At 39.3% G+C, this 21,101-nt stretch carries 20 protein-coding genes and 1 pseudogene; 20 read left to right on the top strand and 1 reads right to left on the bottom strand.

Annotation, left to right across the window (positions count from 1 at the left end):
* The first annotated feature begins 44 nt into the window (after positions 1–44).
* The 15 genes from O3599_RS02735 (at position 45) to gap (ending at position 16,570) form a co-directional block, all read left to right on the top strand.
* Positions 45–530 (top strand): PTS sugar transporter subunit IIA, encoded by a 486-nt coding sequence (locus O3599_RS02735; protein ID WP_101782616.1) that lies wholly within the window; start codon positions 45–47, stop codon positions 528–530.
* A 16-nt stretch (positions 531–546) separates the two neighbouring features.
* Positions 547–1,212 carry a 3-keto-L-gulonate-6-phosphate decarboxylase UlaD gene (locus tag O3599_RS02730; protein WP_023947938.1) on the top strand — a complete coding sequence of 222 codons (666 nt, stop codon included), beginning with the start codon at positions 547–549 and terminating at the stop codon, positions 1,210–1,212.
* A gap of 3 nt (positions 1,213–1,215) precedes the next feature.
* Complete coding sequence (locus O3599_RS02725; protein WP_023947936.1) at positions 1,216–2,079, top strand: L-ribulose-5-phosphate 3-epimerase; 864 nt, start codon at positions 1,216–1,218, stop codon at positions 2,077–2,079.
* 1 nt (position 2,080) lies between these two features.
* Positions 2,081–2,788, top strand: coding sequence for an L-ribulose-5-phosphate 4-epimerase (locus O3599_RS02720; protein ID WP_049532033.1), 708 nt, complete (start codon positions 2,081–2,083; stop codon positions 2,786–2,788).
* 166 nt (positions 2,789–2,954) lie between these two features.
* Positions 2,955–4,628 carry a transcription antiterminator gene (locus tag O3599_RS02715; protein ID WP_000242091.1) on the top strand — a complete coding sequence of 558 codons (1,674 nt, stop codon included), beginning with the start codon at positions 2,955–2,957 and terminating at the stop codon, positions 4,626–4,628.
* Between the two features lie 111 nt (positions 4,629–4,739).
* A complete protein-coding gene (gene ulaG / locus O3599_RS02710) occupies positions 4,740–5,831 on the top strand; it encodes an L-ascorbate 6-phosphate lactonase (protein ID WP_001134226.1) in 1,092 nt (363 codons plus the stop codon).
* 113 nt (positions 5,832–5,944) lie between these two features.
* The gene (tkt, locus tag O3599_RS02705; protein WP_247939461.1) at positions 5,945–7,921 is read left to right on the top strand and encodes a transketolase; all 1,977 of its coding nucleotides are present in this window, start codon (positions 5,945–5,947) and stop codon (positions 7,919–7,921) included.
* 116 nt (positions 7,922–8,037) lie between these two features.
* Positions 8,038–8,337 (top strand): preprotein translocase subunit YajC, encoded by a 300-nt coding sequence (gene yajC / locus O3599_RS02700; protein WP_004257425.1) that lies wholly within the window; start codon positions 8,038–8,040, stop codon positions 8,335–8,337.
* A 46-nt stretch (positions 8,338–8,383) separates the two neighbouring features.
* Entirely contained in the window at positions 8,384–8,827 is a 444-nt protein-coding gene (locus O3599_RS02695; protein ID WP_023947928.1) for a low molecular weight protein-tyrosine-phosphatase, read from the top strand.
* Positions 8,814–9,224: an MORN repeat-containing protein gene (locus tag O3599_RS02690; protein WP_000429319.1), complete on the top strand. Its 411-nt coding sequence runs from the start codon at positions 8,814–8,816 to the stop codon at positions 9,222–9,224. Before O3599_RS02695 ends, O3599_RS02690 begins: the two co-directional genes overlap by 14 nt.
* A gap of 299 nt (positions 9,225–9,523) precedes the next feature.
* Positions 9,524–12,175, top strand: coding sequence for a bifunctional acetaldehyde-CoA/alcohol dehydrogenase (adhE, locus tag O3599_RS02685; RefSeq protein ID WP_237447363.1), 2,652 nt, complete (start codon positions 9,524–9,526; stop codon positions 12,173–12,175).
* Positions 12,176–12,298: 123 nt separating this feature from the next.
* Positions 12,299–13,219, top strand: a complete 921-nt coding sequence (locus tag O3599_RS02680) for an XRE family transcriptional regulator (protein WP_371511866.1) — start codon at positions 12,299–12,301, stop codon at positions 13,217–13,219.
* Between the two features lie 210 nt (positions 13,220–13,429).
* Positions 13,430–14,113 (top strand): ABC transporter ATP-binding protein, encoded by a 684-nt coding sequence (locus O3599_RS02675; RefSeq protein ID WP_153209726.1) that lies wholly within the window; start codon positions 13,430–13,432, stop codon positions 14,111–14,113.
* Positions 14,082–15,383, top strand: coding sequence for an ABC transporter permease (locus O3599_RS02670; RefSeq protein WP_185761634.1), 1,302 nt, complete (start codon positions 14,082–14,084; stop codon positions 15,381–15,383). The genes O3599_RS02675 and O3599_RS02670 overlap by 32 nt, the downstream gene beginning before the upstream one ends.
* A gap of 176 nt (positions 15,384–15,559) precedes the next feature.
* Positions 15,560–16,570: a type I glyceraldehyde-3-phosphate dehydrogenase gene (gap, locus tag O3599_RS02665; RefSeq protein ID WP_000260662.1), complete on the top strand. Its 1,011-nt coding sequence runs from the start codon at positions 15,560–15,562 to the stop codon at positions 16,568–16,570.
* A 75-nt stretch (positions 16,571–16,645) separates the two neighbouring features.
* On the opposite strand, the gene O3599_RS02660 is transcribed toward gap, so the two are convergent.
* Positions 16,646–17,521, bottom strand: a complete 876-nt coding sequence (locus tag O3599_RS02660) for an RluA family pseudouridine synthase (protein ID WP_084923180.1) — start codon at positions 17,519–17,521, stop codon at positions 16,646–16,648.
* An 86-nt stretch (positions 17,522–17,607) separates the two neighbouring features.
* On the opposite strand from O3599_RS02660, the gene pbp2a reads away from it, so the two are divergent.
* The 5 genes and pseudogenes from pbp2a to O3599_RS02635 all read left to right on the top strand — a co-directional run.
* Complete coding sequence (gene pbp2a, locus O3599_RS02655) at positions 17,608–19,803, top strand: penicillin-binding protein PBP2A (RefSeq protein WP_000762647.1); 2,196 nt, start codon at positions 17,608–17,610, stop codon at positions 19,801–19,803.
* Between the two features lie 52 nt (positions 19,804–19,855).
* Positions 19,856–20,008, top strand: a complete 153-nt coding sequence (gene rpmG / locus O3599_RS02650) for a 50S ribosomal protein L33 (RefSeq protein WP_033674018.1) — start codon at positions 19,856–19,858, stop codon at positions 20,006–20,008.
* Positions 20,009–20,017: 9 nt separating this feature from the next.
* Positions 20,018–20,194 carry a preprotein translocase subunit SecE gene (gene secE / locus O3599_RS02645; RefSeq protein WP_001210991.1) on the top strand — a complete coding sequence of 59 codons (177 nt, stop codon included), beginning with the start codon at positions 20,018–20,020 and terminating at the stop codon, positions 20,192–20,194.
* Between the two features lie 53 nt (positions 20,195–20,247).
* A complete protein-coding gene (gene nusG / locus O3599_RS02640) occupies positions 20,248–20,784 on the top strand; it encodes a transcription termination/antitermination protein NusG (protein ID WP_000376740.1) in 537 nt (178 codons plus the stop codon).
* A 120-nt stretch (positions 20,785–20,904) separates the two neighbouring features.
* Positions 20,905–21,101 (top strand): annotated as a pseudogene (locus O3599_RS02635) (sigma-70 family RNA polymerase sigma factor); the annotation flags it as partial.

Here is a 21,101-nt window from a genome sequence, read left to right as displayed (position 1 = left end):
TCATCGTTTCTGTCCTTCTCCCTCTTTAAATAAAGGAGGCAGATATGAATTTAAAACAAGCTTTAATTGACAATGACTCGATCCGACTAGGTTTAGAAGCTAAAGACTGGAAAGAAGCAGTCAAGCTAGCAGTAGATCCCTTGATTGAAAGTGGAGCAATTTTGCCAGAGTATTACGATGCTATCATTGAATCGACTGAAGAGTATGGCCCATACTATATCTTAATGCCAGGTATGGCTATGCCCCATGCTAGACCTGAAGCTGGAGTGCAAAGAGATGCCTTTTCATTGATCACCTTACAAAATCCTGTTGTATTTTCAGATGGGAAAGAAGTTTCAGTTTTGTTGGCACTAGCAGCAACAAGCTCAAAAATTCACACAAGTGTAGCCATTCCACAGATTATTGCCTTGTTTGAATTAGAAGATTCTATCGCACGTTTACAGGTTTGCCAGACTAAGGAAGATGTCTTGACGATGATTGAAGAATCTAAGGATAGCCCTTATCTCGAGGGATTGGATTTGGAAAGTTAGAAAGAGGAATAAAGAGATGACAAAAAGAATACCTAATTTACAAGTTGCATTAGATCATTCAGACTTGCAAGGAGCGATTAAAGCAGCTGTTTCTGTTGGTCAGGAAGTAGATATTATCGAAGCTGGAACTGTTTGCTTATTACAAGTTGGAAGTGAACTGGTTGAAGTCTTGCGAAGCCTTTTTCCAGATAAGATTATTGTGGCAGACACAAAATGTGCCGATGCTGGTGGAACAGTTGCCAAAAATAATGCCGTTCGTGGTGCCGATTGGATGACTTGTATCTGTTGTGCAACTATCCCTACTATGGAAGCGGCTCTAAAGGCTATCATGGCTGAACGTGGAGACCGAGGCGAAATCCAGATTGAACTTTATGGCGATTGGACTTTTGAACAAGCTCAGCTTTGGCTAGATGCTGGTATCTCACAAGCTATTTATCACCAATCTCGTGATGCACTTCTTGCTGGTGAGACTTGGGGTGAAAAAGACCTTAATAAGGTTAAAAAACTTATCGACATGGGCTTCCGTGTGTCTGTAACAGGTGGTCTAGATGTAGATACTCTCAAACTATTTGAAGGCGTTGATGTCTTTACCTTTATCGCAGGTCGTGGAATTACAGAGGCTGCAGATCCAGCAGGAGCAGCGCGTGCCTTCAAGGATGAAATCAGACGAATTTGGGGGTAAACCATGGCACGTCCAATTGGAATTTATGAAAAGGCAACCCCGACACACTTTACTTGGCTAGAACGTTTAAATTTTGCCAAGGAGTTAGGCTTTGATTTTGTCGAGATGTCTATTGATGAACGTGACGAGCGTTTAGCAAGACTGGACTGGAGCAAGGACGAGCGTTTGGAAGTTGTCAAAGCAATCTATAAAACTGGTGTTCGTATTCCTTCTATCTGTTTTTCAGGCCATCGTCGCTACCCATTGGGATCAAATGATCCAGTTCTAGAGGAAAAATCTCTAGAACTCATGAAAAAATGTATTGAATTAGCCCAAGACTTGGGAGTTCGTACTATTCAATTAGCTGGTTACGACGTTTATTATGAGGAAAAGTCACCCCAGACACGCCAACGTTTTATCAAAAATTTGAGAAAAGCTTGTGACTGGGCTGAAGAGGCTCAGGTGGTACTTGCTATTGAAATTATGGATGATCCTTTTATCAATAGTATCGAAAAATACTTGGCTGTAGAAAAGGATGTTGACTCTCCCTACCTTTTTGTATATCCAGATATTGGGAATGTGTCTGCATGGCATAATGATGTCTATAGTGAGTTCTATCTAGGTCACCATGCTATCACAGCTCTCCATCTCAAGGATACTTATGCAGTGACAGAAAGTTCAAAGGGGCAGTTCCGAGATGTACCTTTTGGGCAAGGTTGTGTCAAATGGGAAGAAGCTTTCGATATTTTAAAGCAAACCAATTATAATGGTCCTTTCCTAATCGAAATGTGGTCTGAAAATTGTGAAACTGTAGAAGAAACACGCGCAGCCATTCAAGAGGCACAAGCTTTTCTCTATCCACTAATTAAGAAAGCAGGTTTGATGTAAGATGAATCAAGTAATTAATGCTATGCGTAAACGAGTCTGTGATGCCAATCAATCATTGCCAAAACATGGACTTGTCAAATTTACCTGGGGCAATGTATCGGAAGTCAATCGTGAACTCGGTGTCATTGTTATCAAACCATCAGGCGTAGATTATGACGAATTGACACCTGAAAACATGGTGGCAACTGACCTGGATGGCAAGGTTCTAGAAGGAGATTTAAGACCATCTTCGGACCTTCCAACTCATGTGCAGTTATATAAGGCTTGGCCAGAGATTGCTAGTGTGGTCCATACCCATTCGACAGAAGCTGTTGGTTGGGCTCAGGCAGGTCGTGATATTCCTTTCTATGGAACAACCCATGCGGATTATTTCTACGGTTCAATTCCTTGCGCCCGTAGTTTGACCAAGGATGAAGTAGAAGTAGCCTATGAAAAAGATACTGGTCTGGTCATCGTGGAAGAGTTTGAACGCCGTGGTCTAAACCCTGTTGAAGTACCAGGTATTGTTGTACGCAATCACGGTCCATTCACCTGGGGAAAAAATCCAGAGAATGCTGTTTATCACTCTGTCGTACTAGAGGAAGTATCAAAGATGAATCGCTTTACAGAACAAATCAATCCAAGAGTTGAACCTGCTCCTCAGTACATTCTAGAAAAACACTACCAACGTAAGCATGGACCAAATGCTTATTACGGTCAAAAGAAATAAGAAATTGAATTGAAAAGAGGCTAGGACCTTTCGATCCAAGCCTCGCTTTTGTAATTGTAAGTATTCGTTATTAAGAGACTACTGTTGATAATTGAAATGCGTTAGTGAATGTGATACTATTATAAAGTTGTTTTCAAGGCAGTTGATTGATAGAGGAGTATGAAATATGGTACTGGATAAGGCAAGTTGTGATTTACTTCAATATTTGATGGATCAAGAAACGTCCAAAACGATTATGGCGATTTCAAAAGATTTGAAAGAGTCAAGAAGGAAAATTTATTATCACATTGACAAAATCAATGCTGCTTTGGGTGACGAGGCGCTTCATATCATTAGTATTCCACGAATTGGTATTCACTTAACGGAAGAGCAGAGAGATGCTTGTTGTGAACTATTATCGGAAGTAGATTCGTACGATTATATCATGAGTGCGCATGAACGTATGATGATAATGTTACTATGGATAGGTATTTCTAAAGAACGTATTACGATTGAAAAATTGATGGAGTTAACAGAGGTATCTAGGAATACTGTTCTCAATGATTTGAATAGTATTCGTTATCAACTAACTTTGGAACAATATCAGGTGACCTTGCAAGTGAGCAAGTCACAGGGATACCATCTTCATGCCCACCCTCTTAATAAAATTCAGTATCTTCAATCGCTTCTATATCATATTTTTATGGAAGAAAATGCCACTTTTGTATCTATTTTAGAAGATAAGATGAAAGAGAGGTTAGATGGTGAGTGTTTGCTTTCTGTTGAAATGAACCAATTTTTTAAGGAACAGGTTCCTTTAGTTGAACAAGATTTAGGGAAGAAAATAAACCATCATGAAGTAACTTTTATGTTGCAGGTTCTACCTTATTTGCTGTTAAGCTGTCATAATGTTGAACAGTATCAAGAAAGACATCAGGATATAGAGAAAGAATTTTCTTTGATAAGAAAAAGAATAGAGTATCAGGTATCTAAGAAATTAGGAGAGCGGTTGTTTCAAAAGTTTGAAATTTCTTTGTCAGAACTTGAAGTTTCTCTTGTAGCTGTTCTTCTCCTCTCCTATCGTAAAGATTTGGATATTCATGCAGAAAGTGATGATTTTCGGCAATTAAAACTTGCTTTAGAAGAATTTATCTGGTATTTTGAATCACAAATCCGAATGGAGATTGAGAACAAGGATGATTTATTACGAAATTTGATGATCCACTGTAAAGCCTTGTTATTTAGAAAGACTTACGGTATTTTTTCTAAAAATCCTCTAACAAAACAAATTCGATCCAAGTATGGAGAATTATTTTTAGTCACTAGAAAATCTGCGGAAATTTTAGAAGGAGCATGGTTTATCCGGCTAACAGACGATGATATTGCCTATTTGACGATTCATATTGGAGGATTTTTAAAGTATACACCATCGTCTCAAAAAAATATGAAAAAAGTTTATCTCGTTTGTGATGAAGGTGTTGCGGTTTCGAGACTTTTGCTGAAACAATGCAAACTTTATTTTCCAAATGAGCAAATTGGCACTGTATTTACAACAGAACAATTTAAGAGTGTGGAAGATATTGCACAAGTTGATGTAGTGATTACTACTAATGATGATTTGGATAGCAGATTTCCAATTTTAAGAGTTAATCCTATCCTTGAAGCAGAAGATATTTTGAAAATGCTAGACTATCTTAAACACAATATATTTCGTAATGAGAGCAAAAGTTTCAGTGAAAATCTTTCCAGTCTTATTTCGTCTTATATTGTAGACAGCAAGTTGGCTAGTAAGTTCCAAGAAGAGGTTCAAACACTTATAAATCAAGAAATAGTAGTTCAAGCTTTTTTGGAAGATATTTGAAGGACAGTCCAATGATGAACACAAACCTGTGTTTTTCTTGGTCTTTTTTAGTATTTTGAAGGGTGGTATACTAATCTCAAAGATAACAATTATATCCAAAGGAGGCAACATATGCCAAACGTCAAAGAAATTACAAGAGAGTCATGGATTTTAGCTACTTTCCCAGAGTGGGGAACATGGTTGAACGAAGAAATCGAAGAAGAAGTCGTACCTGAAGGCAACTTTGCCATGTGGTGGCTAGGCAACTGTGGTACTTGGATTAAGACACCAGGTGGTGCTAACGTTGTCATGGACCTTTGGTCAAACCGTGGAAAATCAACCAAAAAAGTGAAAGATATGGTTCGTGGGCACCAAATGGCAAATATGGCAGGTGTTCGTAAGTTGCAACCAAACTTGCGTGTTCAGCCAATGGTTATCGATCCATTTGCTATCAACGAACTAGACTATTACTTAGTTTCACACTTCCATAGTGATCATATCGACCCATACACAGCTGCAGCAATTCTCAACAATCCTAAGTTAGAGCATGTTAAGTTTATCGGTCCTTACCACTGTGGACGAATCTGGGAAGGATGGGGTGTTCCAAAAGAACGTATCATCGTTGTTAAACCAGGTGACACTATCGAATTAAAAGATATGAAGATTCATGCAGTAGAATCATTTGACCGTACTTGCTTGGTAACTCTTCCAGTGAACGGTGCTGATGAGACAGGCGGTGAACTTGCTGGCTTAGCTGTTACAGATGAAGAAATGGCTCAAAAGGCTGTTAACTATATCTTTGAAACACCAGGTGGAACCATCTATCATGGTGCAGATTCTCACTTCTCAAACTATTTTGCAAAACATGGTAAAGACTTTAAAATTGATGTTGCTTTGAATAACTATGGTGAAAATCCGGTAGGTATCCAAGATAAAATGACATCTATCGATCTTCTTCGTATGGCAGAAAATCTGCGTACCAAAGTCATTATCCCAGTTCACTATGATATCTGGTCTAACTTCATGGCTTCTACTAATGAGATTCTAGAACTTTGGAAAATGAGAAAAGATCGCTTGCAATACGATTTCCATCCATTTATCTGGGAAGTCGGCGGTAAGTACACTTATCCTCAAGATCAACACTTAGTAGAATACCATCATCCACGTGGTTTTGATGATTGTTTTGAACAAGACTCTAACATTCAATTTAAAGCTTTGCTATAATATAAAAATATTCTTTGGAGGTTATCCGTATGTTGCATGATACGGATAATTTTCATATAATAGTAAAATAGAATGTGTGATTCAATAATCACCTCAAATAGAAAGGAAATTCTATGTCAAATCTATCTGTTAATGCAATCCGTTTCCTAGGTATTGACGCTATCAACAAAGCCAACTCAGGTCACCCAGGTGTGGTTATGGGAGCAGCTCCGATGGCATACAGCCTCTTTACAAAACAACTTCGTATCAATCCAGCTCAACCAAACTGGATCAACCGCGACCGCTTTATTCTTTCAGCAGGTCATGGTTCAATGCTTCTTTATGCCCTTCTTCACCTTTCTGGTTTTGAAGATGTCAGCATGGATGAAATCAAGAGCTTCCGTCAATGGGGTTCAAAAACACCAGGTCACCCAGAATTTGGCCATACAGCAGGAATTGATGCTACAACAGGTCCTTTAGGTCAAGGGATTTCAACTGCTACTGGTTTTGCCCAAGCAGAACGTTTCTTGGCAGCCAAATATAACCGCGAAGGCTACAATATCTTTGACCACTATACTTACGTTATCTGTGGAGACGGAGACTTGATGGAAGGTGTCTCAAGCGAGGCAGCTTCATACGCAGGTTTGCAAAAACTAGATAAGTTGGTTGTTCTTTATGATTCAAATGACATCAACTTGGATGGTGAGACAAAGGATTCCTTTACAGAAAGTGTTCGTGACCGTTACAATGCCTACGGTTGGCATACTGCCTTGGTTGAAGATGGAACAGACTTGGAAGCTATCCATGCTGCTATCGAAACAGCTAAAGCTTCAGGCAAACCATCTTTGATTGAAGTGAAGACTGTTATTGGATACGGTTCTCCAAATAAACAAGGAACTAATGCAGTACACGGTGCTCCTCTTGGAGCAGATGAAACTGCAGCTACTCGTCAAGCTCTCGGTTGGGACTATGAACCATTTGAAATTCCAGAACAAGTTTATGCTGATTTCAAAGAACATGTTGCAGACCGTGGCGCATCAGCTTATGAAGCTTGGACAAAATTAGTTGCCGATTATAAAGAGGCTCACCCAGAATTGGCTGCAGAAGTAGAAGCCATTATTGATGGACGTGATCCAGTTGAAGTGACTCCAGCAGACTTCCCGGCCTTAGAAAATGGCTTCTCTCAAGCAACTCGTAATTCAAGCCAAGATGCCTTGAATGTTGTGGCAGCTAAGTTACCAACTTTCTTGGGTGGTTCAGCTGACCTTGCTCACTCAAACATGACTTATATCAAGACTGATGGACTTCAAGACGATGCAAATCGCTTGAACCGTAACATTCAGTTTGGTGTTCGTGAATTTGCAATGGGAACTATCTTGAACGGGATGGCTCTTCACGGTGGACTTCGTGTATACGGTGGTACTTTCTTCGTCTTCTCTGACTATGTGAAGGCAGCTGTCCGCTTGTCAGCCTTGCAAGGGCTTCCTGTGACTTATGTCTTTACCCACGATTCTATTGCAGTTGGGGAAGATGGTCCAACTCACGAACCAGTTGAACACCTAGCAGGTCTTCGTGCTATGCCAAATCTAAATGTTTTCCGCCCAGCAGATGCGCGTGAAACTCAAGCAGCTTGGTACCTTGCAGTGACAAGTGAGAAAACACCAACTGCCCTTGTCTTGACACGTCAAAACTTGACTGTCGAAGAAGGAACAGACTTTGACAAGGTTGCAAAAGGTGCCTATGTTGTCTATGAAAATGCAGCAGACTTTGATACCATCTTGATTGCGACAGGTTCAGAGGTCAATCTTGCTGTCTCAGCTGCCAAAGAATTGGCTAATCAAGGCGAAAAAGTTCGCGTAGTCAGCATGCCATCTACAGATGTCTTTGATAAACAAGATGCAGCTTACAAGGAAGAAATTCTTCCAAATGCAGTTCGCCGTCGTGTTGCAGTCGAAATGGGTGCAACTCAAAACTGGTACAAATATGTTGGTCTCGATGGTGCTGTTCTCGGTATTGATACCTTCGGAGCCTCTGCTCCAGCACCAAAAGTATTGGCAGAATATGGCTTTACTGTTGAAAATCTTGTAAAAGTCGTTCAAAACTTGAAATAATCCTAAAAATCAGGGCGCAAGCTCTGGTTTTTCTTACTAGAAAAGCAAGGTACAATCTTGTAAAAGTAGCTGAAATTTGATATAGTAGTCCTATGTAAAAGACAAAGGAGAAGAAAATGAATCCAAATTATACATTTTTAATTATGCTTGTAGCGATGTTTGCCTTGATGTTCTTTATGCAACGCTCTCAAAAGAAACAAGCACAAAAACGTATGGAAAGCTTAAATAAACTACAAAAAGGCTATGAAGTGATTACAATCGGTGGACTTTACGGAACAGTCGATGAAGTAGATACTGAGAAGAGAACGATTGTTCTTGATGTAGATGGAGTTTACTTGACTTTTGAACTAGCTGCTATCAAGACCGTATTACCGCTGAAAGAAACAGCTTCACTAGAAGGCGCAATTGAAAAATAAGACGGGATTACTAACTCCCGTTTTTCTATAAAAGAAAGGAAATGGGATGAAAAAACTAGTCTTTGTCTGTTTGGGAAATATTTGTCGCAGCCCTATGGCTGAGTTTGTTATGAAATCAATGACAGATAATTATGAAATCCAAAGTCGAGCGACTTCTTCTTGGGAACATGGCAATCCGATTCATAAGGGAACTCAAGGGATTTTTCAACAGTATGAGATTCCTTACGACAAAACCAAAACATCGCTTCAGATTAGTAAGGAAGATTTTGAAGCCTTTGATTATATTATCGGAATGGATGCTTCAAATGTTTCTGACTTACGTCAGATGTGTCCAGTAGACTGTCAAGATAAGATTTACTCATTTGCATCTGAAAGTGTTCCAGATCCTTGGTATACAGGAGATTTTGAGGAAACCTATCAGCGTGTTCAAGAGGGGTGTCAAGCATGGTTAGAACGTTTAGAGAAGGAGAGTGAAGATGGAAAATCTTAAGAATTTTTACGAAAAGTATCGTGTCTATCTGACTCGTCAACGTTTAGAGCTTTTGGCAGTAGTTACGATTGTTTTTTGTGCTGTGCTCGTCTTTTTTCTAAATATTCCCGGAAAAGGTGTTCTAAAGCTTGATAATGGAACCATTGTTTACGATGGCAGTCTTGTACGTGGTAAAATGAATGGACAAGGTACCATTACCTTCCAAAATGGAGACCAGTATACTGGTGGTTTCAACAATGGAGCCTTCAACGGAAAAGGTACCTTTCAATCTAAAGAAGGCTGGACCTACGAAGGTGATTTTGTAAATGGTCAGGCTGAAGGAAAAGGGAAACTAACAACAGAACAAGAAGTTGTTTATGAAGGGACTTTTAAACAAGGCGTTTTTCAACAAAAATAAAGCCTCCTTATCAAAGGAGGTATTGTTAGCACCTAAAAGTAAGCGCTTACTAGAAAATCTATCTCTTTCCAAATCCCTCTTCCAAGTAAGTTTGTGAAATAAAAAATATTTGAAATGATTTTCACAAACTCTAAAGAAAAAACGTGATAAGTAAAGAAAATGAGAAAAAATTCACAAACAATAAAAAATTCTTTGTGAAATGTTTATGAAACTGTTTACAAAGTTGAAATAATGCGTTATAATAAACTTGTGAAAAAATTAACAAAGGATATCAATCCTTGAAAGCTATGGAGGAAAATATGGCTGATAAAAAAACTGTGACACCAGAAGAAAAGAAACTCGCTGCTGAAAAGCATGTCGATGGCTTGGTGCAAAAAGCTTTAGTTGCTCTTGAGGAAATGCGTAAACTCGACCAAGAACAGGTCGATTACATCGTAGCTAAAGCGTCAGTGGCAGCTTTGGATGCCCACGGAGAATTGGCTCTACATGCCTATGAAGAAACAGGACGTGGTGTATTTGAAGACAAAGCAACTAAGAACTTGTTTGCTTGTGAACACGTAGTAAACAACATGCGCCACACTAAAACAGTTGGTGTTATCGAAGAAGACGATGTAACAGGTTTGACTCTTATCGCTGAACCAGTTGGTGTTGTTTGTGGTATCACTCCAACAACAAACCCAACATCAACAGCAATCTTTAAGGCATTGATTTCATTGAAGACACGTAATCCAATCGTCTTTGCCTTCCACCCATCAGCTCAAGAATCATCAGCTCACGCAGCTCAAATCGTTCGTGATGCTGCGATTAAAGCAGGAGCTCCTGAAAACTGTGTACAGTGGATTACTGAACCATCTATGGAAGCAACTAGTGCCCTTATGAACCACGAAGGTGTTGCAACAATCCTTGCAACAGGTGGTAATGCTATGGTTAAAGCTGCATACTCATGTGGTAAACCAGCTCTTGGGGTAGGTGCCGGAAACGTTCCAGCTTATGTTGAAAAATCAGCTAACATCCGCCAAGCTGCACACGATATCGTCATGTCTAAATCATTTGACAATGGTATGGTCTGTGCATCTGAACAAGCGGTTATCATTGATAAAGAAATTTACGATGAATTTGTAGCAGAGTTCAAATCATATCATACTTACTTTGTAAACAAAAAAGAAAAAGCACTTCTTGAAGAGTTCTGCTTCGGCGTGAAAGCAAATAGCAAAAACTGTGCTGGTGCAAAATTGAACGCTGACATCGTTGGTAAACCAGCAACTTGGATTGCAGAACAAGCAGGATTTACAGTTCCAGAAGGAACAAACATTCTTGCTGCTGAATGTAAAGAAGTTGGTGAAAATGAGCCATTGACTCGTGAAAAATTGTCACCAGTTATCGCAGTTTTGAAATCTGAAAGCCGTGAAGATGGTATTACTAAGGCTCGTCAAATGGTTGAATTTAACGGTCTTGGACACTCAGCAGCCATCCACACAGCCGATGAAGAATTGACTAAAGAATTTGGTAAAGCTGTTAAAGCTATTCGTGTTATCTGTAACTCACCTTCTACTTTCGGTGGTATCGGGGACGTTTACAATGCCTTCTTGCCATCATTGACACTCGGATGTGGTTCTTACGGACGCAACTCAGTTGGGGATAACGTTAGTGCCATTAACCTCTTGAATATCAAAAAAGTCGGAAGACGGAGAAATAACATGCAATGGATGAAACTTCCTTCAAAAACATACTTTGAACGTGATTCAATTCAATACCTTCAAAAATGTCGTGACGTTGAACGTGTCATGATCGTTACTGACCATGCCATGGTAGAGCTTGGTTTCCTTGATCGTATCATCGAACAACTTGACCTTCGTCGCAATAAGGTTGTTTACCAAATTTTTGCTGATGTAGAACCAGACCCAGATATCACTACAGTTGAACGTGGTACTGAAATCATGCGTGCCTTTAAACCAGATACAATCATCGCTCTTGGTGGTGGATCACCAATGGATGCTGCTAAAGTAATGTGGCTCTTCTATGAACAGCCAGAAGTGGATTTCCGTGATCTTGTCCAAAAATTCATGGATATCCGTAAACGTGCCTTCAAATTCCCATTGCTTGGTAAGAAGACTAAATTCATCGCGATCCCAACTACATCTGGTACAGGATCTGAAGTAACGCCATTTGCCGTTATCTCTGATAAAGCAAATAATCGTAAATACCCAATCGCTGACTACTCATTGACACCAACTGTGGCAATCGTAGACCCTGCCTTGGTATTGACAATTCCTGGATTTGTTGCTGCGGACACTGGTATGGACGTATTGACCCACGCGACTGAAGCTTACGTATCACAAATGGCTAGCGACTACACTGACGGTCTTGCACTTCAAGCAATCAAACTTGTATTCGAAAATCTTGAAAGCTCAGTTAAGAATGCAGACTTCCATTCACGTGAAAAAATGCACAACGCTTCAACAATCGCTGGTATGGCCTTTGCCAATGCCTTCCTAGGTATTTCTCACTCAATGGCACATAAGATTGGTGCCCAATTCCACACAATCCACGGTCGTACAAATGCTATCTTGCTTCCATACGTCATCCGCTACAACGGTACACGTCCAGCTAAGACAGCAACATGGCCTAAGTACAACTACTACCGTGCAGATGAAAAATACCAAGATATCGCACGCATGCTTGGACTTCCAGCTTCTACTCCAGAAGAAGGTGTGGAGTCTTACGCAAAAGCTGTCTACGAACTTGGTGAGCGCGTAGGTATCCAAATGAACTTCAAAGCACAAGGTATCGACGAAAAAGAATGGAAAGAACATTCACGTGAATTAGCCTTCCTTGCTTACGAAGACCAATGTTCACCAGCTAACCCACGCCTTCCAATGGTTGACCATATGCAAGAAATCATCGAAGATTCTTACTATGGCTACAAAGAAAGACCAGGACGCCGTAAATAATTGTTTATCAGCCTAGAGGCAGGGAATCCCTGTCTCTTTTTTTGTAATTCTATTTGAAAAATGGTATAATCATCGCATATATTTATTTGAAAATCAAATCTTTTATAATCATGCGAGGGGCAAATGAACAAGATAAATGAGTTAGGGGATAAAGTGCGACTTTTAAGAGAGGAGAAAGGACTTAGTCGTCCAGTTTTTTGTGGGGATGAGTCTGAATTATCAGTGCGTCAGTTGGTGAGAATCGAAAAAGGAGAATTTCGACCGACTATAAAAACACTAGAATATATTGCAGATAGATTAGAAATTCCATCCTACGTCTTGATGCCAGATTATAAGGAACTGCCTAAACGCTACCAAGAATTAAAGTACTTTCTTTTACATCACCCTGACTATGGAGACAAGGAGTTGCAAGAACAAAAGGAAGAATATTTTGATGAGATTTTCGAGTGTTTTTATGATGACCTGCCCCGTGATGAGAAGATGATAGTGGACTGCCTTCAGGCAATAGATGCAGTGAGAGCGACTAGTAATTCTTTATACGGAAGTGGTGTGATTGAGGACAGTCTTCAAGACTTACTATCCAGAGATGTATATAAGGCTGAGGAATTGTTGAAATTGAGACTGTATTTTCTTTGTCAGTTAATGGATGGTTTAAACGAGGGTGAGATAAAAAAGTCTGAGCATGAAACTATTCTTTATTTTCATGACAAATTAAGTTCTCAGGTTGATAAGATAGAGTTCGATTGTTTGGACTTACTTAGAGACTCCTTGTTAGCTTCTTTAACTTGTATAGAGGTTATGGGGTTGCTTCATTATTTTAAGAGGGCAGTCGAGATCTTAAATAAAATAGGGCAAAAAACACGAGATTTTCAAAAACAACCGATTGTCTTGATGGTGGAGTGGAAATATTATATTCAGATGGATTATGATACAGCCAAACAAAAGTATGAAGAAGCAAAAATGATGGCAAGGATGTTTGGCAATGGGAAGTTACTCGTTAGTTTAGATAATGAATGGGCCGAGGATCTAGAAAGATATCGTTAAAGAGTTTATAGGAGTGACATTTCTGTCATTGAGGGAATGCCGCTTTTTTGTTACAATGAATTTTACTTGATATACATCCAGAAGCAAACTAGGCAATAGAGAGAAAACTCTAAGTAGTAGGCCCATAGGGGAAATCAGTGCTGATGTAGCTTGAAGGATTTTCTATCAGTATGGTGTATGACGATAACAGTTTTAAACAAGGGGGAAAGAATGTCTATTTTATCCATTAAAAATATTTCAAAGTTTTACACTTTGGACGGTAAACATCAAGAACAGGCTTTAAAGAATATTAACCTGCAGATTGCAAAAGGTAAAATTACAGCGATTTACGGTCCATCAGGCTGTGGCAAAACCAGTCTACTAAACATCATAAGTGGTTTAGACAGACAATATGAAGGAGATTTAGAGTTTAAAGGGGAATCCCTCCGTGACTTATCAGAGATTGAACTAACTCAATTTCGTAAAGATAAGATTGGATTTGTGTTTCAAAACTTTAACCTCATTCCACATCAGTCTGTCTTGGACAATGTCAAGCTACCTCTCTATGTCAAAGATTTATCTGACAGGGAGATGACAATGATTGCAAAGGAGCAATTAAGTAGCTTAGGAATGGAGCCTTTTATGGCTAAAAATGTTAAACAGCTTTCTGGCGGGCAAAAGCAACGTGTAGCAATCGCGCGTGCCTTGGTAAATCAGCCTGATATGATTGTAGCAGATGAGCCAACGGGGTCACTGGATTCTCAATCTCAAGAAATGGTATTGGAAGTATTTAAAAATTTAGCCCAGACAGGGAAAACAGTATTGATTGTAACCCATAATCCAGAGGTTGCTGCATATGCAGATGTGATTATCAAAATGAAGGATGGTGAAGTCGTTGAAGAAGTCAAAAAATAAAGGATTATCATTGAAAAACAAATTCAAACTTTCTTTAAATAACTTTCTGGAAAGAAAGTGGCGTAACTTATTGATTGCGCTAGCAACCTCAATCGGTTTTGTAGGAGTCTTAATTTCTTTCGGCTTGGGAAATGCTTTGATTTCGATGATTGATGAAAATACGAATGGAGGTCAAATTCCTTCTCAAGTTCAGATTGCTTTAAACACAGAAAATGCTGGACGAGGCTTTTTGAACCAAGATGATAAGAACTATATCACGGATACAGTTGGCAAAGAAGCTATTAAATATTTGGAGAGTCCTTTTGGGATGACCATGTCAAATATTACTATAGATGGGCAAGAAATGGATCTGAGTCAAACGATGCCTTCTTATGCTCAAGTAGTGAGTCTCTATGAGGATACAAGTATTTCTGTTAGTAGTAATGAGGCGGACAAAGTATTAGCCGGTTCCCTCTATACTGATGCAAATGAACAGGGCTTGACGATTCCAAGCAGTTTACTAAAAAGTTGGAATGAACAGACAGGAAAAAATCTGACGGCTAGTGATATTATTGGTAAATCAGTCTCAGCCAGCATTGTAGAAAATGCTGCTGAAGCTAGCAAGATTGCTCAATTTCAAACGAAGATTGTGCGTGTAATCAATGATGAAGATGACATGGAGGATAGCAACAGTTTCATGCCGTCTAATCAAATGGAAACAATTTTGAAAGAAGCTGGATTTACAAAAGCTGTATCTTATTTTATCTTGGAACTTAAAGATCCATCACAGACAAAAGTGGTAACAGAAGAATTGCAGAAAAATAAGAAGTATACTGTTCTTTCTCAACAGAAGGTTCTTGATATTGTGATTACTTTTATTCGTGTTATTCAGGGATTGTTGATTGTGCTTTCATCACAAGCTATTGTGGTAGCAGCGGTCATGATTGGCATCATCATTTACATTAATATCATGCAACGTTCTAAGGAAATAGGTGTCATGAAGGCAGTTGGTTATCAAAATCGCGATGTCAAAGGAATTTTTATTTACGAGGCTATTTGGATTGTAGGAATCGCCTTGCTGCTGGCATTTTTGGTTGCACAAGGGGTGGGAAGTTTGGCGAATGCGGTTGTAAATCACTTTTACCCATCCATCACGAAGGTTTTTGAATTAAATCTTCTATCTATTTTAGGAACTCTAGCTTTTGCTCTATTACTTGGTTATGTCTCAGCCTACTTCCCAGCACGTAAAATTAGTAAAATGGATCCTGTAGAATCGCTACGATATGAATAGTAAGGAAGTTCTTGATTTATAGCCTGAAAAAGAAACTAACATAGAAAAACAATGCCCGTACTTGCAATTAAACTTAAATAGTTATATAATAGGTTTGTTGAAAGGTGATTTGTAGTGATTCAAGTTACTCTTTTCACAATAAAAATTTCATGATTTTCATAAGGAGGAAATCACTAATGGTAGTTAAAGTTGGTATTAACGGTTTCGGACGTATCGGTCGTCTTGCTTTCCGTCGTATCCAAAACGTAGAAGGTGTTGAAGTTACTCGTATCAACGACCTTACAGATCCAGTTATGCTTGCACACTTGTTGAAATACGACACAACTCAAGGTCGTTTCGACGGTACTGTTGAAGTTAAAGAAGGTGGATTTGAAGTTAACGGTAAATTCATCAAAGTTTCTGCTGAGCGTGATCCAGAACAAATCGACTGGGCTAACGACGGTGTAGAAATCGTTCTTGAAGCTACTGGTTTCTTTGCTAAGAAAGCAGCTGCTGAAAAACACTTGCACGCTGGTGGAGCTAAAAAAGTTGTTATCACTGCTCCTGGTGGAAACGACGTTAAAACAGTTGTATTCAACACTAACCACGACGTTCTTGACGGTACTGAAACAGTTATCTCAGGTGCTTCATGTACTACAAACTGCTTGGCTCCAATGGCTAAAGCTCTTCAAGACAACTTTGGTGTTGTTGAAGGATTGATGACTACTATCCACGCTTACACTGGTGACCAAATGATTCTTGACGGACCACACCGTGGTGGTGACCTTCGCCGTGCTCGCGCTGGTGCTGTAAACATCGTTCCTAACTCAACTGGTGCTGCAAAAGCTATCGGTCTTGTAATCCCAGAATTGAACGGTAAATTGGACGGAGCTGCTCAACGTGTTCCTGTTCCAGCAGGTTCTGTAACTGAGTTGGTAGCAGTTCTTGAAAAGAACGTTACTGTTGACGAAGTGAACGCAGCTATGAAAGCAGCTTCAAACGAATCATACGGATACACTGAAGATCCAATCGTATCTTCAGATATCCTAGGTATGTCTTACGGTTCATTGTTTGACGCAACTCAAACTAAAGTTCTTGACGTTGACGGTAAACAATTGGTTAAAGTTGTATCATGGTACGACAACGAAATGTCATACACTGCACAACTTGTTCGTACTCTTGAATACTTCGCAAAAATTGCTAAATAATTCTTGAGTCGATAAAAAGCAAGGCCTCTTGGTCTTGCTTTTCTTATTTATATAGAAGAATGGATGACACGACAATCATCCATTCTTTTTTAATTCTTTTTCAAAGGTATCTGAAAGGGTAGTGAAGCTTAATTTCTCTAGAGTAAGCGGATGGGTAAAGGACAGACGAAAGGCGTGGAGCATAAGCCGACTCGTCCTTGATTTGCTATTATAGAGAGGGTCACCCAGGATCGGGAAGTTATGATGCGAAAGGTGCACACGAATTTGATGTGTTCGCCCTGTCTTTAGTTTGCAACGAATCAAGGAAGTTTTGTTTGGTAATTGCTTTAATCTGCTTACATGTGTTTCAGCATATTGTCCATTTTTTGTATCAACTATTCGTTTTCTGCGGTCATGGCGATCACGCCCAATTTTGTCTTTGAAAACAAGTTCTTTGCTGTTGATATGTCCGTCGACCTGTGCCCAATATTCCCTAGAAATCTCTTTTTTCTCCAGTAAGCGATTGAGAATAGGCAGGATAAAAGGATTTTTGGCAAAGAGAACCAAGCCACTGGTTTCCATGTCTAGACGATGAACAACATAGCAGGTTTGGCCAACATAGGCACTGACATGGTTAAGAAGGGCGATTTCGTTTGGTTGGTTACCGTGGGTTTTCATACCCTCTGGTTTGTTTACAATAATCAAGTGTTGATCTTGATAAACTTCCTGAACAAGCTCAGAGTTGCCCCAAGGAATTTCTTTTTTGGGATAATCTTCCTCGTCAAAAGTCAACTGGCAAACATCTCCAGGACTTACAATCTCGTTCCAGCGAACTTCTCGCTGATTAATCAAAATGTGTTTCTTGATTCTCAAAAAATGACGGATTTTTCTAGGGATGAGGAGTTGTTCCTCAAGTAATTGCTTTACCGTCATTTGAGGTAGAGAGGCTGGTAAAGTAAAAGTGAATTTCATACAGATATTGTAACAAAAAAAGCCCTATTTGGATAGGAAATAGCTAAATTCTTGTCTTCCTATGATGAAGATGATAAAATAAACGCATGAAATTAGATAAATTATTTGAGAAATTTCTTTCTCTTTTTAAAAAAGAAACAAGTGAATCGGAGGATTCTGATTCTACTAGCTTACGTCGCTCTCGTAGTGATCGAAAAAAATTGGCCCAAGTAGGTCCGATTCGAAAATTCTGGCGTCGCTATCATCTAACAAAGATTGTCCTTATACTAGGTTTGAGTTCAGGCTTGCTAGTTGGAACCTATTTGTTTGCTGTAGCCAAGTCCACCAATGTCAATGATTTGCAAAATGCCTTGAAAACTCGAACTCTCATTTTTGACCGTGAAGAAAAGGAGGCTGGTGCCTTGTCTGGTCAAAAAGGAACTTATGTTGAATTGACTGATATCAGTAAAAATTTGCAGAATGCCGTTATTGCGACAGAAGACCGTTCTTTCTATAAAAATGACGGGATTAACTATGGTCGTTTCTTCTTGGCTATTGTAACTGCTGGTCGTTCAGGTGGTGGCTCTACTATTACCCAACAGCTGGCTAAAAATGCCTATCTGTCGCAGGATCAAACTGTTGAGAGAAAAGCGAAAGAATTTTTCCTTGCCTTAGAATTAACAAAAAAATATAGTAAGGATCAAATTCTAACAATGTACCTTAACAATGCTTATTTTGGAAATGGTGTGTGGGGTGTAGAAGATGCGAGTAAGAAATACTTTGGAGTTTCTGCGTCAGAAGTGAGTTTGAATCAAGCTGCGACTCTGGCAGGGATGCTCAAAGGACCGGAACTGTATAACCCCTTGAAATCTGTAGAAGATTCTACTAATCGTCGCGATACTGTCTTGCAAAATATGCTTGCAGCGGGTTACATTGATAAAAACCAAGAAACCGAAGCTGCAGAAGTTGATATGACTTCGCAATTGCACGATAAGTATGAAGGAAAAATCTCAGATTACCGCTATCCTTCTTACTTTGATGCGGTGGTTAACGAAGCTGTTTCCAAGTATAATCTAACAGAGGAAGAAATTGTCAATAATGGCTACCGCATTTATACAGAGCTGGACCAAAACTATCAAGCAAATATGCAGGTTGTCTATGAAAATACAGCGCTATTTCCGAGGGCAGAGGATGGAACATTTGCTCAATCAGGAAGTGTAGCTCTCGAACCGAAAACAGGTGGAGTTCGTGGAGTTGTCGGTCAGGTTGCTGGCAATGATAAAACTGGATTCCGGAATTTCAACTATGCAACTCAATCAAAACGTAGCCCTGGTTCTACAATTAAGCCTTTAGTTGTTTATACGCCTGCAGTTGAAGCTGGCTGGGCTTTGAATAAGCAGTTGGATAACCATACCATGCAGTATGACAGCTATAAGGTTGATAACTATGCAGGGATCAAAACGAGTCGAGAAGTTCCTATGTATCAAGCCTTGGCAGAATCGCTTAATCTGCCTGCTGTTGCCACTGTTAATGATTTGGGCGTTGATAAGGCTTTTGAGGCGGGCGAAAAATTCGGACTCAACATGGAAAAGGTCGATCGTGTTCTTGGTGTCGCCTTGGGAAGCGGTGTTGAAACCAACCCTCTTCAAATGGCTCAAGCATATGCTGCCTTTGCAAATGAAGGTTTAATGCCGGAAGCTCATTTTATTAGTAGAATTGAAAATGCTAGTGGTCAGGTCATTGCGAGCCATAAAAATTCACAAAAACGGGTAATTGATAAGTCTGTAGCTGACAAGATGACCAGTATGATGTTGGGAACATTTACAAACGGAACAGGTATTAGTTCATCACCTGCAGACTATGTCATGGCAGGAAAAACAGGAACAACTGAAGCGGTTTTCAATCCGGAATACACAAGTGACCAGTGGGTGATTGGTTATACACCGGATGTAGTGATTAGTCACTGGCTTGGTTTCCCTACGACTGATGAAAATCACTATCTAGCAGGATCTACTTCAAACGGTGCAGCCCATGTCTTTAGAAACATTGCCAATACCATTTTACCTTATACGCCAGGAAGTACCTTTACAGTTGAAAATGCGTATAAGCAAAATGGAATTGCACCAGCCAATACAAGAAATCAAGTACAGAGTAATGAAGAAAATCAGGCGGATAATAGCCTTTCTGATATTAGAAGTCGTGCACAAAATCTGGTAGATGAGGCTAGCCGTGCTATCTCGGATGCTAAAATTAAGGAAAAGGCTCAAACGATATGGGATTCGGTAGTCAATCTATTTCGTTAAGATGCTTGTCAAAGCCTAGCTTTCTTGTTATAATAGATAGGATGGAGGCGTTATGGCACTAAAAAAAGCAAGCCTAGCTTGTGCGGTTTGTGGTTCGAGAAACTATTCAATCAAGATCAGCGGAAACCCCAAGCCAACACGACTAGAAGTAAATAAATTTTGTAAACATTGTGGTAAGCACACTATACATAGAGAAACGAGATAGGAGAGAGCGATGCGTTTTATTGGAGATATTTTTAGACTTCTTAAAGACACAACATGGCCAACTCGCAAGGAAAGCTGGAGAGATTTTCGTTCTATCATGGAATACACAGCTTTCTTTGTAGTAATTATTTACATTTTTGACCAGTTGATTGTTTCAGGTTTGATTCGATTTATTAACATTTTTTAGAAGGCTAGTGGAGTTATTTACACTAGATATCTTCTATTATGAAAGGAAGTATCATGGATAGTTTTGATAAAGGATGGTTTGTCTTACAAACCTATTCTGGTTATGAAAATAAGGTAAAAGAAAATCTATTGCAACGTGCACAAACCTACAATATGTTGGATAATATTTTACGTGTTGAAATTCCAACACAAACAGTGCAAGTTGAAAAAAATGGAAAGAGAAAAGAAGTAGAAGAGAATCGCTTTCCAGGTTATGTTCTTGTAGAAATGGTGATGACAGATGAAGCTTGGTTTGTTGTTCGAAACACACCAAACGTTACAGGATTCGTCGGATCTCACGGAAATAGATCAAAACCAACTCCATTATTGGAACAAGAAATCCGTGATATCTTGGTTTCTATGGGACAAACTGTACAAGAGTTTGATATCGATGTTGAAGTTGGTCAAACTGTACGTATCATTGATGGTGCTTTTGCAGACTATACTGGTAAGATTACAGAGATTGATAACAATAAAGTGAAGATGATTATCTCTATGTTTGGTAATGACACAGTTGCAGAAGTAAACCTAAACCAAATTGCAGAATTATAACCCAAAGAGAGGCTTGCCCTCTCTTTTTTGTGCAGTTTAGACGGTGTAGGGAACAGAATGGAGGAAATGGGACAAAAGTGTTTCTGAATCTGTTAGACTGTATCTAGAAAGGGGAACGTTATGTTTAAAGAATTGTATAAAGAAGTCCAGGGAATTGTATATAAGAGTAGAAATGAATATTACTTGCATTTATGGGAACTATCGGATTGGGACCAAGAGGGTATGCTCTGCTTACATGAATTGATTAGTAGAGAAGAAGAGCTAGTAGAAGATATTCCTCGTTTACGTAAATACTTCAAAACTAAATTCCGAAATAG

It is taken from the genome of Streptococcus sp. 27098_8_103 (genome assembly GCF_041432345.1).
GTDB lineage: Bacteria > Bacillota > Bacilli > Lactobacillales > Streptococcaceae > Streptococcus > Streptococcus mitis_BV.
Note: the sequence above shows the minus strand (reverse complement) of the source record. Positions and strands in the feature narration are given on the sequence as shown.

Excerpts from the sequence above, each read along its gene's own strand:
- O3599_RS02725 (WP_023947936.1), top strand. The coding sequence starts at position 1,216 with ATGGCACGTCCAATTGGAATTTATGAAAAGGCAACCCCGACACACTTT.
- ulaG (WP_001134226.1), top strand. The coding sequence starts at position 4,740 with ATGCCAAACGTCAAAGAAATTACAAGAGAGTCATGGATTTTAGCTACT.
- O3599_RS02720 (WP_049532033.1), top strand. The coding sequence starts at position 2,081 with ATGAATCAAGTAATTAATGCTATGCGTAAACGAGTCTGTGATGCCAAT.
- O3599_RS02680 (WP_371511866.1), top strand. The coding sequence starts at position 12,299 with ATGAACAAGATAAATGAGTTAGGGGATAAAGTGCGACTTTTAAGAGAG.
- O3599_RS02675 (WP_153209726.1), top strand. The coding sequence starts at position 13,430 with ATGTCTATTTTATCCATTAAAAATATTTCAAAGTTTTACACTTTGGAC.
- tkt (WP_247939461.1), top strand. The coding sequence starts at position 5,945 with ATGTCAAATCTATCTGTTAATGCAATCCGTTTCCTAGGTATTGACGCT.
- O3599_RS02670 (WP_185761634.1), top strand. The coding sequence starts at position 14,082 with ATGGTGAAGTCGTTGAAGAAGTCAAAAAATAAAGGATTATCATTGAAA.
- O3599_RS02690 (WP_000429319.1), top strand. The coding sequence starts at position 8,814 with ATGGAAAATCTTAAGAATTTTTACGAAAAGTATCGTGTCTATCTGACT.
- gap (WP_000260662.1), top strand. The coding sequence starts at position 15,560 with ATGGTAGTTAAAGTTGGTATTAACGGTTTCGGACGTATCGGTCGTCTT.
- rpmG (WP_033674018.1), top strand. The coding sequence starts at position 19,856 with ATGGCACTAAAAAAAGCAAGCCTAGCTTGTGCGGTTTGTGGTTCGAGA.
- O3599_RS02695 (WP_023947928.1), top strand. The coding sequence starts at position 8,384 with ATGAAAAAACTAGTCTTTGTCTGTTTGGGAAATATTTGTCGCAGCCCT.
- nusG (WP_000376740.1), top strand. The coding sequence starts at position 20,248 with ATGGATAGTTTTGATAAAGGATGGTTTGTCTTACAAACCTATTCTGGT.
- pbp2a (WP_000762647.1), top strand. The coding sequence starts at position 17,608 with ATGAAATTAGATAAATTATTTGAGAAATTTCTTTCTCTTTTTAAAAAA.
- yajC (WP_004257425.1), top strand. The coding sequence starts at position 8,038 with ATGAATCCAAATTATACATTTTTAATTATGCTTGTAGCGATGTTTGCC.
- adhE (WP_237447363.1), top strand. The coding sequence starts at position 9,524 with ATGGCTGATAAAAAAACTGTGACACCAGAAGAAAAGAAACTCGCTGCT.
- O3599_RS02660 (WP_084923180.1), bottom strand. The coding sequence starts at position 17,521 with ATGAAATTCACTTTTACTTTACCAGCCTCTCTACCTCAAATGACGGTA.
- O3599_RS02735 (WP_101782616.1), top strand. The coding sequence starts at position 45 with ATGAATTTAAAACAAGCTTTAATTGACAATGACTCGATCCGACTAGGT.
- O3599_RS02715 (WP_000242091.1), top strand. The coding sequence starts at position 2,955 with ATGGTACTGGATAAGGCAAGTTGTGATTTACTTCAATATTTGATGGAT.
- O3599_RS02730 (WP_023947938.1), top strand. The coding sequence starts at position 547 with ATGACAAAAAGAATACCTAATTTACAAGTTGCATTAGATCATTCAGAC.
- secE (WP_001210991.1), top strand. The coding sequence starts at position 20,018 with ATGCGTTTTATTGGAGATATTTTTAGACTTCTTAAAGACACAACATGG.